General features: G+C 69.8%; 13 protein-coding genes. 8 read left to right on the top strand and 5 right to left on the bottom strand.

The window, feature by feature from the left end; translation table 11 throughout:
- Window positions 1-40 precede the first annotated feature (40 nt).
- The 4 genes from ABN034_RS08345 to ABN034_RS08360 form a co-directional block, all read right to left on the bottom strand.
- Entirely contained in the window at window positions 41-871 is an 831-nt protein-coding gene (locus ABN034_RS08345) for a CoA transferase subunit A (RefSeq protein ID WP_349690412.1), read from the bottom strand.
- Between the two features lie 129 nt (window positions 872-1,000).
- Window positions 1,001-1,309, bottom strand: a complete 309-nt coding sequence (locus ABN034_RS08350; RefSeq protein WP_349690413.1) for a hypothetical protein — start codon at window positions 1,307-1,309, stop codon at window positions 1,001-1,003.
- Window positions 1,310-1,374: 65 nt separating this feature from the next.
- Window positions 1,375-1,653 (bottom strand): nucleotidyl transferase AbiEii/AbiGii toxin family protein, encoded by a 279-nt coding sequence (locus tag ABN034_RS08355; protein WP_349690414.1) that lies wholly within the window; start codon window positions 1,651-1,653, stop codon window positions 1,375-1,377.
- A gap of 6 nt (window positions 1,654-1,659) precedes the next feature.
- Window positions 1,660-1,983 (bottom strand): transcriptional regulator, encoded by a 324-nt coding sequence (locus ABN034_RS08360; RefSeq protein ID WP_349690415.1) that lies wholly within the window; start codon window positions 1,981-1,983, stop codon window positions 1,660-1,662.
- Window positions 1,984-2,221: 238 nt separating this feature from the next.
- Between ABN034_RS08360 and ABN034_RS08365 the strand changes: the two genes are divergently transcribed.
- From ABN034_RS08365 to ABN034_RS08400, 8 genes are all read left to right on the top strand, one after another.
- Window positions 2,222-3,265 carry an ABC transporter substrate-binding protein gene (locus tag ABN034_RS08365; RefSeq protein WP_349690416.1) on the top strand — a complete coding sequence of 348 codons (1,044 nt, stop codon included), beginning with the start codon at window positions 2,222-2,224 and terminating at the stop codon, window positions 3,263-3,265.
- Window positions 3,262-4,089, top strand: coding sequence for an ABC transporter permease (locus ABN034_RS08370; protein WP_349690417.1), 828 nt, complete (start codon window positions 3,262-3,264; stop codon window positions 4,087-4,089). Before ABN034_RS08365 ends, ABN034_RS08370 begins: the two co-directional genes overlap by 4 nt.
- On the top strand, window positions 4,086-4,928 hold the full coding sequence (locus ABN034_RS08375) for an ABC transporter permease (RefSeq protein ID WP_349690418.1): 843 nt from the start codon (window positions 4,086-4,088) through the stop codon (window positions 4,926-4,928). The genes ABN034_RS08370 and ABN034_RS08375 overlap by 4 nt, the downstream gene beginning before the upstream one ends.
- Before the next feature lie 4 nt (window positions 4,929-4,932).
- Complete coding sequence (locus ABN034_RS08380) at window positions 4,933-5,835, top strand: ABC transporter ATP-binding protein (RefSeq protein WP_349690419.1); 903 nt, start codon at window positions 4,933-4,935, stop codon at window positions 5,833-5,835.
- Window positions 5,832-7,481: a thiamine pyrophosphate-dependent enzyme gene (locus ABN034_RS08385; protein ID WP_349690420.1), complete on the top strand. Its 1,650-nt coding sequence runs from the start codon at window positions 5,832-5,834 to the stop codon at window positions 7,479-7,481. The genes ABN034_RS08380 and ABN034_RS08385 overlap by 4 nt, the downstream gene beginning before the upstream one ends.
- A gap of 90 nt (window positions 7,482-7,571) precedes the next feature.
- Window positions 7,572-9,032 (top strand): benzaldehyde dehydrogenase, encoded by a 1,461-nt coding sequence (locus tag ABN034_RS08390; protein WP_349690421.1) that lies wholly within the window; start codon window positions 7,572-7,574, stop codon window positions 9,030-9,032.
- Between the two features lie 99 nt (window positions 9,033-9,131).
- Entirely contained in the window at window positions 9,132-10,298 is a 1,167-nt protein-coding gene (locus ABN034_RS08395; RefSeq protein WP_349690422.1) for a 4-hydroxybenzoate 3-monooxygenase, read from the top strand.
- A 94-nt stretch (window positions 10,299-10,392) separates the two neighbouring features.
- Window positions 10,393-11,625, top strand: a complete 1,233-nt coding sequence (locus ABN034_RS08400; RefSeq protein ID WP_349690423.1) for a DUF5005 domain-containing protein — start codon at window positions 10,393-10,395, stop codon at window positions 11,623-11,625.
- 48 nt (window positions 11,626-11,673) lie between these two features.
- Here ABN034_RS08400 and ABN034_RS08405 read toward each other — a convergent pair whose 3' ends face one another.
- On the bottom strand, window positions 11,674-12,108 hold the full coding sequence (locus tag ABN034_RS08405; protein WP_349690424.1) for a YkvA family protein: 435 nt from the start codon (window positions 12,106-12,108) through the stop codon (window positions 11,674-11,676).
- Between the last annotated feature and the right edge of the window lie 44 nt (window positions 12,109-12,152).

Here is a 12,152-nt window from a genome sequence, read left to right on the forward strand (position 1 = left end):
CTCCTCCTGCACCGCCGCTCCACGGTTCGCTCCCGGGTCGTCATCGTGGTTGGCCGTCCGGTTCGCCTACTCCGAGCACGTGGTCGGCCATCCAGCGCTGGAAGGTTTCCCGGTCCCGGCTGATCGGATCCCACGCGACGTAGAAGTCGTTGTCGCGGACGGAATACCCCATGGTGTAGGACGGATGCGCCCCGCCCGGGACTTCCGCGACCGCGGTGACCGCCCACGTGGGAAGCACCACCTGGTCGGGTACGGGTGAGAGCTCGTCGACGATCTCCTCGACCGTGACGAGCGACCGGTCCGCGGCGAGGACGGCCTCCTTCTGGACGCCGGTGATTCCCCACATGGAGACGTTGCCCGCCCGGTCGGCGCGTTGAGCGTGGACGATCGCGACGTCGGGCCGCAACGCCGGGACCGCGGTCAGCAGCTCGCCCGTGAACGGGCAGGTGATCGGCCTGATCGTGTCGGTGTACTCGAGCAGGTCGGTGCCGGTATAGCCGCGCATCACCGCGAACGGCAGGCCGGACGCGCCCGCGACATAGCGGTTGGCCATGCCGGCATGGCTGTGCTCCTCGATCTCGAGCGGACCCGGCCAGCCGTTCTGGACGGCGTCGCGGAACCGGTGCAGCGATCCGACGCCGGGATTGCCGCCCCAGCTGAAAACGAGCCGGCGGGCGCAACCCATGCCGATGAGCTGGTCGTAGATCAGGTCGGGCGTCATGCGGACCAGGGTCAGGTCGCGGCGTCGCTGGCGGATGATCTCGTGCGCGGCGGCGAAGGGGATGAGATGGGTGAAGCCCTCGAGGGCCACCGTGTCGCCGTCGTGCACGAGGTCCGCGACGGCCGCGCTGAGCGGGAGGATCTCAGCCACCGCCCCACCCCCAGGAAGTTCTTCTCCGCGGCGACAGCGGGTATCGGTGTTCGCATCGCGGACGTCTGTTCTTATGACGAACGTACGGGTTCATGGCTGTACGCGTCAACGTCGCGGGAGCGGTGTCGGTCAGGCCGGCCGGCTGTCCCGGACCTGATCCGTGTAGCCGACGACGCGCTCGGTCAGGGCCGCGAACTCCTCCGGCGCCATGCCGTACGGCTCGACCGCCGAGGCGGCGAACCGTCGCACGGCCCGGAGGGCTTGGGCGAAGAGTGCCGGGTCGAATCCTGGATCGTGTTGGGTTGCGAGCTGGAGGAGGTCGGCCACCGTGTATCGGCCTGAGCGCACGATGCCGTCCACGTCGATGTAGTCGCGAACTGCACCGCGTCCGTACAACGCACAGAGTTTGTTGGCGACCGCGTCGTCGGCATGCAACACCGGGCCGATGTCGAGCCGGGCCGGCGGGTACGCCCGCCAGTCGACGCCGAGTTCGACCCGTGCGGTCAGCCCGTTGAGGACTCGCTGATCTCGATGCGGGCGAAGGTCGGTCCCTCCCGGCTCACCGTGGCCTCCAGCCCGTTGAAGTGCAGGGCGTCGAGAACGGCACGTACGGCTGCAGGGAACTCGTCGTCGATGGCGGCCGTCGTGAAGAGATCGACATCCTCGGACTGACGCTGCACGAAGCCGTGTGCCTGGACGGCGTAACCGCCTGCCAGGCAGAAACCGTAGCGGGCCGCCGCGTCCAGGCACACCCGCGCCAGCCGAGCGTGGAAAGGGTCCATCACTGTTCAGGCGGCCCGGGTGAGTTCCGGGAAGCGCCCCTCCCAGAGGTCGCGAACCCGGCGGGGGAGGAAGAGCCGGTGCCAGACCTGCCGCAGCATGGCGGCATTGAGGTGGCGGCGGAGATCATCCGGGTCGAGGGACTCGCGGAGGACGACTTCGTACATGACGCCGAGCTCACGGGGGTCGTCGAGGTCGTATCGGCGCTGCTCGGACCAGTCCAGGCGCTGGGGCAGGGTGATCACACCACTGGTCGGCCCCACCAGTTCGTCGAGCGTGTCCGCCACGAGGTAGGGCCGGTGGTCGCCGTAGAGCACCCGACGTTCGGCCATGTCCTCAGTATGACCGACGTCACCGACTTCGCGTGGGGCTCGGAGCACCCCCGGCGGCCAGTGTCGTCCTCACCCACTGCTGGGGCACCCGCGCCACGGCGGGCTTCGCGCGTCGGCAATGTGGCGGCTGCCATTGACGGCGGAGGCGGGATGTCTCTACGTTCTCATAGTGAACAGTCGTTCGTGCAGCGAACATTCGTCCAGGAGCGTCTGGACCTCCGGTTCGTAGGAGAGATCGATGCGGCGTCTCGTCAGCAGCACCACTGTCCACCCAGGTGCGGTCGCCCGGGTCGCTGCCGCGGCCGTCGCCACCGCCCTGCTGTTCGCCTCCGCCGCCTGCGGCAGCCTGTCGGAGAACGCACCCGGACCGCCGGGGGGCGGCGAGCGGGAGAGTACGAAGGACGAGAAGTCCGCCGGCGGTCTCGACAAGGTGCGGGTCGGCGCAATCCCGATCGTCGACGTCGCGCCCCTGCACCTCGGCAAGGCCAAGGGATTCTTCGAAGAGCAGAACATCGACCTCGAGGTCGTCAACACCACCGGCGGTGCCGCTGCCGTGCCCGGTGTGGTGAGCGGTGACTTCGACTTCGCGTTCGGCAACGTGACGTCGCTGATCATCGCGCGGTCGCAGAACATCCCGCTCAAGGCCATCGCCAACGGCAACGCGTCGACCGGCGAGGTGGGCAAGGACTTCGGCGGCATCGTCGTACCCGAGGACTCGCCGATCAACTCCGCCAAGGATCTCGCCGGCAAGACGGTCGCGATCAACAATCTCCAGAACATCAGCGACACGACGACCAGAGCGTCGATCCGCAAGGATGGCGGGGATCCGACCGGCGTACGGTTCAGCGAGCTGCCCTTCCCGGAGATGCCGGCGGCCGTCGCCAACCACCGGGTCGACGCCGCGATGGTCGTGGAACCGTTCCTCACGATCGCGATGGACCAGGGCGCCAAACTCGTCGCGTCGAACTTCGCCGATCCCGCGCCCGACCTGACGATCGCGTGCTATTTCACGACCGAGGAGGTCATCGCGGAGGAGGCCGATCTCACCACGCGGTTCACGGCGGCGATCGAGAAGTCGTTGGCGTACGCAGATGAGCACCCGGACGAGGCCCGCGAGATCCTGTCGACCTATACCGAGATCGACCCGGCCGTGGCGGACAAGATCGTCCTTCCCGCATGGCCGCCGGACGTCAACGCCGATGCGGTGCAGACCCTCGCCGACCTGATGTACGAAGACGGCCTGATCAAGGAGAAGTTCGACGTCGGGGACGTCCTGCCATGACGTCGACGGTGGTGACGCGGCCCGGCGGCGGCCGCGCCACCGCACGCCGGCTGGCGGGTTCGAGCGCCGTCCTCGGCATCCTGGGTTTCGGCGCCTTCCTGCTGCTGCTCGAACTGGTGCCCCGCGTCGGCCTGGTCGCGCCGGCGTACCTCCCACCCTTCAGTGGGATCGCGGCGGCACTCGCCGAACAACTGGGCACGCCCGGGTTCTGGATCGCCGTCGCCGAGACGGTCCGCGGGTGGTTCGTCGGCCTGCTGGTGGCGCTCGTTCTCGGCATCGGGTTGGGCGTCGTCATCGGCACGGTCCCGGCGCTGCGCAGTATCACGGCGTCGACGATCGAGTTCCTTCGTCCGATCCCGTCCGTTGCCCTGATTCCCCTTGCGGTGTTGGTCTTCGGCACAGGGCTCGGCTCGACGCTCCTGCTCGTCGTCTACGCGTCGATGTGGCAGATCCTGGTGCAGGTGTTGTACGGCGTCCAGGATGTCGATCCGGTGGCGCGTGACACGGCGCGCACGTTCGGGCTGGGACGGTTGGCGCGGATCCGTCATGTCGTGTGGCCGAGCGCGCTGCCCTATGTGATGACCGGCCTGCGCCTCGCCGCCGCGGTCGCGCTGATCCTCACCATCACCGCAGAGCTCATCATCGGTACGCCTGGTCTCGGCAACCGGATCGGCACGGCGCAGGCAGGTGGGGCAGTCGACACGATGTACGCCCTGGTGCTCGTCACCGGCCTTCTCGGCGTCGCGGTCAACCTCGCGGCGAGACTGCTGGAGCGCCGCGTACTCCGTTGGCACACGTCGGTCCGAGGGGAGCTGCCCGCATGAACGGCGGCACCGCAGGGACCGGTGTCGTCCGGGTGGCCCGGTGGACCGGCCTGACCTTCGGGCTTCCCGTCGTCCTCCTCGCCGTGTGGTGGGTGACGTCGGCGGACAGCGAAAGCTACTACCTGCCGCCACTGTCCGCCATCCTGGCGAGCTTCGACGACGTCTGGTTCGGGGAGCGTCTCGTCCAGGACGTGGTGCCGAGCGTGCTCCGCCTGGCCGCCGGCTTCGGCGTCGCGCTCGTCGCCGGCGTCGGTCTGGGGATCGTCATCGGTTCGTACCGCCGGGTGCGGGCTTTCTGCGAACCGGTGTTGGAGTTCCTGCGCGCGATCCCGCCCCCGGTGCTGGTGCCGGTGCTGATCCTCTTCGCCGGACTCGGGCACACGATGAAGGTGCTGGTGGTCGTCTCCGGTTGTCTCTGGCCGATCCTGCTCAACACCGTCGAAGGCGTCCGCGCGGTCGACGAGGTGCTGGCGGAGACGTGCCGTTCGTACGGAATCCGTGGCTGGGCAAGGCTGCGCCATCTCGTGATCCGCGGGGCCAGCCCGCAGATCGTCACCGGCATGCGGCAGGCGCTGTCGGTGGGGATCATCCTGATGGTCATCAGTGAGATGTTCGCCGCGAACAACGGGCTGGGCTTCACGGTGATCTCGTTCCAGCGTTCGTTCGCGGTGACGGACATGTGGACGGGGATCTTTCTCCTTGGTCTGTTGGGTTTCGGCCTGGCGCTGGCGATGCGGGCCTTCGAGCGACGCGTTCTCGCCTGGCATGCCAGTGCCGTGGGTTCCGGGGGCGTCCCACGGACAGACACAGCGGCCGGGGCTGAACGTGGCAGGAGGTGAGGTGATGACGTCGGCCACCACCGGGTCGGTGCCGCGAACCGCGGGTGCGTTGCTGGAGGTCCGTCGGCTCGCGAAGGTGTACGAGGGGTCGGGCCGTTCGGTCGAGGCCGTGCGGGACCTGAGCTTCGGCGTCGCCAAGGGCTCGCTCGTGTGCGTCGTCGGGCCGTCCGGTGCCGGGAAGACGACGCTGCTCAAATGCGTGGCGGGGCTGCTGGCGCCCACGTCCGGGTCCGTCGTGCTGGAGGGCCGGGAGGTCGACGGGCCGCCGCCGGGAATGGCCGTGGTGTTCCAGGAGTACGCCAGAAGCCTGTTCCCGTGGATGTCGGTGACCGCCAATGTCGAGCTCCCGTTGAAGCAGAAGAAGCTGCCGTCGGCACGCCGACGCGAGCTGGTGGTCGAGGCGCTCGAGGCCGTGGGGCTGGGCGACATCGGCTCGGCGTACCCCTGGCAGCTCTCCGGTGGCATGCAGCAGCGGGTGGCCCTCGCGCGGGCAGTGGCGTACGAACCCCATGTCTTGTTGATGGACGAGCCCTTTGCCGCGGTCGACGCGCAGACCCGCGCCGACCTGGAGGATCTGGTGCGGGCACTGTGGCAGCGGCTCGGTGTGACGATCCTGTTCGTCACCCACGACATCGACGAGGCGGTCTATCTCGGGCAGCGGGTGCTCGTGTTGTCCGCCGCGCCGACCGTGGTGATGGACGACGTGCCCGTCGACCTGCCCGACGCCCGCGACCAGCTGACCACCCGGTCGTCAACCCGGTTCGGCGAGCTGCGGGCACATGTCTTCACCCAGATCCAGCGGGCGAAGCAGGGCCACCGGACGGCGGTTTCCGCAGATGGGTCTGCTGAGGAGTCTGTGGCAGCGGGGACCGAGAGGGCGGAGCGGGTTGAGGGGGCCGGGCCGTGACGACCGTCCGCGAGGCGACGGTCCGTGAGGCGACGTACGACGTCCTGCGCGACTGCGGCCTGCGAACGGTTTTCGCCAACCCTGGTTCGACGGAGGTGCCGTTCCTCGCCGGGATGCCGGACGACTTTCAGTTCGTTCTCGCGTTGCACGAGGGTTCCGTGGTCGGGATGGCGACCGGGCACGCGATCGCGACAAGCCATCCGGCGTTGGCGATCCTGCACACGACCGCTGGTCTGGGCAATGCGGTCGGCGCCCTCGCGACCGCGCGGGTCAACTGTGCGCCGCTCGTCGTTCTCGTCGGGCAGCAGGACCGTCGGCATCTGGCGCTGGAGCCGTTCCTGGCCGGCCGGCGGCTGGACGCGTTGGCCGGCGCGTATCCGGTGTGGGCCGACCAACCGGTGCTCCCTCAGGACGTACCGGCCGCGATCCGGCGGGCCTGGCACGAGGCGGCGACGGGGCGCGGACCGGCTCTGGTCGTCGTTCCGATGGACGACTGGTCGGCTGAGATCGACCCCGCGGCCGGGCTGGGGTTGGCTGCGCCCCAGGTCGTACGCCGCGCGAGCGCCGCCGATGCCGCGACTACGGCGGAGATCGCGAAGCGGCTCGACGCGGCGCGGACGCCGGCGGTCGTGGTCGGCGCGGGGGCCGACGATCCGGCCACATGGCAGGCGCTGACCGCCCTGGTCGAACGCCTCGGGTGCCCGGTGTGGCAGGAGTCCTTCGGTGCGCGGGCGGGGTTTCCGCAGGACCATCCGCTCTTCGCGGGTCACCTGCCGGCCGGGCGGGGCAAGCTGCGCGGGGTTCTCGAGACCTACGACGTGGTCGTGGTCGTCGGCGCGCCCGCGTTCCGGCAGTATCCGTACGAACCGGGGCCGCTCGTTCCGGCCGGCGTCAGCATCATCGTGGTGAGCGACGACCCCGCGGAGGTCCACCACAGCGTGGCAGCCCTGGGCGTCGTCGCCGACCCGGCCCTCACCTGCGCCCACCTCGCGACGCTCGTCACCCGGCGCTCCGGGCCCGCCGCCGAAGCGTCCCCGCCGGTCCGCACCGGCGAAGCACCCCAGGACCGCGGCGAACACGTGGGCGGCCGACCCCTCCTCCGCGCCGCCCACGTGTTCGCCGCGCTCGCCCAACGGCTCCCCGCCGACGTCGTACTCGTCGAGGAAACCCCGTCGACCCGCCCCGACCTGCATCGGCTGCTGCCCGCCCGTGCGCCGCGCGGGTTCGTCAGCGCTGCGATGGGTGGCCTCGGTTTCGCGCTGCCCGCGGCGGCCGGCCTCCGCATGGGCGACCCGAGCCGGCCGGTGGTCGCGGTGGTCGGCGACGGCTCGGCGATGTACGGGATCCAGGCCCTGTGGAGCGCCGTGCGGTACGGATGTGGCGTGCTGTTCGTCGTTCTCTCCAATGGCGGCTACGCGATCATGGACCGGTTGGCCGAACGCCACGGGGGTAGGCCACCGTGGCCGGGTTTCGACGGCGTGGACATCCATGCACTCGCCGGTGGTCTGGGCTGTCCGGCCCGGCGGATCGACGACCATGCCACGTTGACCGCGGTGCTCGACGAGGTGGTACCGACGCTCGCCGGCCGCCAGGATCCCCTGCTCCTCGACATCCGCGTCGTCGCGGAGGAACACTTCGACCCCTGACTACCATCGACCGCCTCCGACCCCTGACCGCCTCCGACCACTGACCGCCTCCGACCACTGACGCCTACGACCACGAGAGGGAGCCCGAGCATGACACTCCTCGACGACAGCACCTGGTCCGGACGGATCTTCAGCTCCGGCTGGGTGACCGCGGAAGGCGGTGCGGCTCCGGTCGTGGAGCCTGCCACGGGGGAGGAGTTGGGCCAGGTCGGCCGTGCGGATGCGGGTGACGTCGCCACGGCGTGCGCCCGTGCGGCCGAGGCGCAGCGGGCCTGGGCGGCGACCGGATTCCAGGAGCGGGCCGCGGTGCTCCGGCGGGCCGGAGCCCTCTGGGACCAGCACAAGGAGGAGATCCAGGGTTGGATCATCCGGGAGACCGGCTCGATGCCGCCCAAAGCGGAGCTGGAGACGCACATCGCCACGCAGGAGTGCTACGAAGCGGCCACCTTGCCGTCGCGGGCCCTGGGCGAGATCATCCCGTCGGAGCAGCCACGCCTCAGCATGGTGCGTCGACTGCCAGCGGGCGTCGTCGGCGTGATCGCGCCGTTCAACGCTCCGCTGATCCTGGGCATCCGGTCGGTCGCGCCGGCGCTGGCGCTGGGCAACGCCGTCGTTCTCAAACCGGATCCGCGTACTGCCGTGTCGGGTGGGGTGACGATCGCGCGGATCTTCCAGGAGGCGGGCCTGCCCGATGGCGTCCTCCACGTACTCCCTGGCGGCGGCGACGCCGGCCAGGCGCTGATCACGGATCCACGGGTGCGGGTCGTCAGCTTCACCGGCTCGACGGCGGTCGGGCGCAAGGTCGCCGAGGTAGCCGGCAGGCACCTCAAGCGCGTCCACCTCGAGCTCGGCGGCAACTCCGCACTCATCGTGCTCGATGATGCCGACCTCGACCTCGCGGCGTCGGCGGGTGCGTTCGGTTCGTTCCTGCACCAGGGGCAGATCTGCATGACGACCGGCCGGCATCTCGTGCATGAACGCATCGCGACCGACTACACCGAACGCCTTGTCCAGAAGGCGAATCATCTCCCGGTGGGTAACCCTGCCGTCGACCAGGTGGCGCTCGGACCGATCATCGACACCAGCCAGCGGAACAAGATCCACTCCCTGGTCACGTCCAGCATCGGTGCGGGGGCGACGCTCGCGGCCGGTGGGACGTACGAAGGACTGTTCTACCGCCCCACCGTCCTCTCGCACGTGACTCGCGAGACGCCCGCCTGGGCGCAGGAGGTGTTCGGTCCGGTCGCCCCCGTGACGGCGTTCGGCGACCTCGACGAGGCGGTCGCCCTCGCCAGCGACACGGAGTACGGTCTCTCGCTCGGCATCCTCAGCCGCGACGTCATGAAGGCGATCGCCCTCGCCGAACGCATCCCCAGCGGCATCGTCCACATCAACGACCAGACGGTGAGTGACGAGGCGGTCGCGCCGTTCGGTGGGGTGGCGGCGTCCGGGACCGGCGCGCGGTTCGGCGGTGCGGCGGCGAACATCGAGGCGTTCACCGAGACGCAGTGGCTCACGGTGCAGGGCGACATCTCGCCGTACCCGTTCTGAGGCGTGGCGTATCGAACGTCGCCTGGTTGGATGAGGGGCGCCCTCCTATGGAAGCGGACTGGATGAGGGGCACCCTCATGCGAAGGAAGGGAGCAACCGTTGCGGACGCAGGTCGGCATCATCGGCGCGGGCCCGGCGGGGCTGATGCTCGCGCACCTGCTGCACCTGCGCGGCATCTCCTCGGTGGTCCTGGAGATCCGCAGCCGCGACTACATCGAGCACCGACTCCGCGCGGGCGTCCTCGAACAGGGTGCCGTCGACCTGCTCGTCGAGTCCGGAGTGGGTGGGCGGCTGCACCGGGAAGGGATGGTGCACGAGGGCGTCAACCTGCAGTTCGCGGGGGAGCGACACCGGGTGCCGATGACCGAGCTGACGGGAAGGGCGATCACCGTCTACGGCCAGCAGGAGGTGGTGAAGGACCTCGTAGCGGCTCGGGTCGCCGCGGGTGAGCCGATCCTCTTCGAGGTTTCCGACGTACGCCTGCACGGTCTCGATGTCGACGAGCCCGTCGTCGCCTTCCGACACGAGGGTCGCGACATGGAGCTGCGCTGTGATGTCGTCGCCGGCTGCGACGGCTTCCACGGCGTCAGCCGGTCCGCCGTACCAGAGGGCGTCCTGACGACGTACGAACGCACCTATCCCTTTGCCTGGTTGGGCATTCTCGCCGCCGCGCCGCCCGCGACGAAGGAGCTGGTCTACTGCCACTCCGATCGCGGCTTCGCCCTCGTCAGCATGCGTACCCCGGAACTGTCGCGGCTCTATCTGCAGGTTCCTCCGGAGGAGGACGTCGCCGCCTGGCCCGACGACCGGATCTGGGCAGAGTTGCAGGCCCGGCTCGCGATGGCCGACGGGTGGCGGCTCACCGAGGGCGAGGTGCTGGAGAAGGGTGTCACCGCAATGCGCAGCCTGGTCGTCGAACCGATGCAGTGGCGGCGGCTCTTCCTCGCCGGCGATGCCGTGCACATCGTGCCGCCGACCGGTGCGAAGGGCATGAACCTCGCCCTCGCCGATGTCAAGGTGCTGGGCGAGGCGCTCGCCGCGTGGTGCGCCGACGGCCGCGACGACCTGCTCGCGGGCTACTCCGACACCTGCCTGCGCCGGGTCTGGCGGGCGCAGCACTTCTCCTGGTGGATGACCTCGATGCTGCACCGGTTCCCCGGTCACGATCCGTACGAGGTGAAGCTCCAGCTCGCGCAGCTGCGCTATGTCACGACGTCACTGGCGTACGCCCGCAGTCTCGCGGAGAACTACGTCGGCCTCCCGTAGCGGCCGACGGCGCGCGCCATACTGCCCCAACGAGGGCCGGTGCGCTACCATGCAACCCCTTCTACGGGGTTGTACGACGTGCAGGAGGTGCGCGATGCGGCGCTACGGCTCGAAGCGACGACTCCGTTCACGCAACACTCTGGCCCGGCCGGCGGTCGCGACGGTCCTGGGCGCCTCGGTCGCGCTCCTGCTCGCGGTGCCGCCCGCCGGCGCCGCCGCTCGCAGCGTCGGTGGTGCCCCTGGTACCGGCGAAACCGCCCGTACCGCAGGCGGCGCGGCGGGGCGCTCCTGCGCATTGCCCGGGAAACAGTGGACGGCGACCGCCGAGATCGACGAGGGACGCACCCAGCGGTTCGCCGACTACGGCAACAGCGGCGTCGGCTGGACCGGCGGGGACAGTACCTACTCGGTCCCGCTCACCAGTGGTCGCACCCTGTGGCTGTTCTCCGACACGTTCTGGGGTCCGGTCAACGACGACCTCAGCCGGCCGACCACCGTTCCGTTCCTCAACAACTCCTTCGTCGTGGAGCATGGCGACGAGCTGACGACCGTCAGCGGCGGCACGCCTGACGCGCCCGAGTCCCTGGTTCCGCCGGACGAGCCGGACACCTGGAACTGGCTGGGCGCCGGCACGGTCACGCCGAGCTCGCTTGACGTGATGTTCCTGGAGTACGGCAGAACCGGCCCGGAACCCTGGGACTTCGCCTGGCGGGAGAACAAGCTCGGCCGCTTCGACCCCGACCGGTTGACGCTACGGGAGCTTGTTCCCATGCCATCGGCTGCCGGTGTGCAGTGGGCGTCGTGGCTGCAGCGGGTCGGCGGTTACACCTACATCTATGGAGTCGAGGATCTCGGCGCCACGAAGTACATGCACCTCGCCCGGGTCAAGGGTGGCGACGTCGCCGCCGGGCCGTGGTCCTACTGGACCGGCTCCGGCTGGTCGGCCACCGAGACCGACACGGCCCGGATCATGCCCGGTGTTGCCAACGAGTACAGCGTCGCGCCCTTCCGGGACGGCTATCTGGTCATCACGCAGGACACGACCGAGCTGTTCAGCAGGAACATCGTGGCCTACGTCGGGTGCTCACCCAGCGGGCCCTTCACTCGTGCGACGACCGTCTACGTCACGCCCGAAACCGGCGCGGGCGGATCCTACGGCAACCCGAACATCATCACCTACAACGCGCACGAGCATCCGGATCTCCGCAGCGGCGACCGGCTGCTGGTCACGTACAACGTCAACAGTCTCGACCCCAACGCCGACCTGTACGACGACGTGACGATCTACCGCCCCCGTTTCGTCGAGGTGACGCTGTCGTCAGGGTGACGCGTTCGTCGGCGTGAGCGGGTCGTCGGGGTGACGCTCACGCCGAGTTCATGGCGGGAACTGGTCGTCGCCGCGCGCCGCCGGCGGGTCGAGGCCGGCGAGATGGCACAGCACGGCGAATCCTTCGGGCGTCCCGGGCCAGTGCCGGCGTACCGCGTCGATCCCGGCTCGACGCACCGCGCTGCGCAACACGGCGGCCACGATGATGGCGTCGTCGGCGTAGCCGAGCACGGGTACGAAGTCCGGGATCAGGTCGATCGGCAGCGCGAGGTAGGCGAGGACCAGGCCGAGCCGGATGCGTACGCCTCGGGGGAGGCTGCGGTCCGTGGCGAGCCGGCTCAGCAGGCGGAGGAGATCGGGCAGGATCCGCAGCGCCTCGCGCAGGAGCGGTCCCTTCGGCCGGGCGAGGAGCAAGCCGAACGCGAGGGCAGCCCAGCCCCCGAGTACGCCGACGGCGATCCCGAGGAGAACGTCCCACCACATCGCGTCAACTCCAGGAGCGCTGGTCGTCTGTCGGCATGAACTCG

It is taken from the genome of Actinopolymorpha sp. B11F2 (assembly GCF_040195635.1).
GTDB lineage: Bacteria > Actinomycetota > Actinomycetes > Propionibacteriales > Actinopolymorphaceae > Thermasporomyces.

What these genes read in the sequence shown, in the direction of transcription:
- ABN034_RS08355 (WP_349690414.1), bottom strand. Translation starts at nt 1,653, where the DNA reads ATGGACCCTTTCCACGCTCGGCTGGCGCGGGTGTGCCTGGACGCGGCG.
- ABN034_RS08360 (WP_349690415.1), bottom strand. Translation starts at nt 1,983, where the DNA reads ATGGCCGAACGTCGGGTGCTCTACGGCGACCACCGGCCCTACCTCGTG.
- ABN034_RS08365 (WP_349690416.1), top strand. Translation starts at nt 2,222, where the DNA reads ATGCGGCGTCTCGTCAGCAGCACCACTGTCCACCCAGGTGCGGTCGCC.
- ABN034_RS08370 (WP_349690417.1), top strand. Translation starts at nt 3,262, where the DNA reads ATGACGTCGACGGTGGTGACGCGGCCCGGCGGCGGCCGCGCCACCGCA.
- ABN034_RS08375 (WP_349690418.1), top strand. Translation starts at nt 4,086, where the DNA reads ATGAACGGCGGCACCGCAGGGACCGGTGTCGTCCGGGTGGCCCGGTGG.
- ABN034_RS08380 (WP_349690419.1), top strand. Translation starts at nt 4,933, where the DNA reads ATGACGTCGGCCACCACCGGGTCGGTGCCGCGAACCGCGGGTGCGTTG.
- ABN034_RS08390 (WP_349690421.1), top strand. Translation starts at nt 7,572, where the DNA reads ATGACACTCCTCGACGACAGCACCTGGTCCGGACGGATCTTCAGCTCC.
- ABN034_RS08400 (WP_349690423.1), top strand. Translation starts at nt 10,393, where the DNA reads ATGCGGCGCTACGGCTCGAAGCGACGACTCCGTTCACGCAACACTCTG.
- ABN034_RS08405 (WP_349690424.1), bottom strand. Translation starts at nt 12,108, where the DNA reads ATGTGGTGGGACGTTCTCCTCGGGATCGCCGTCGGCGTACTCGGGGGC.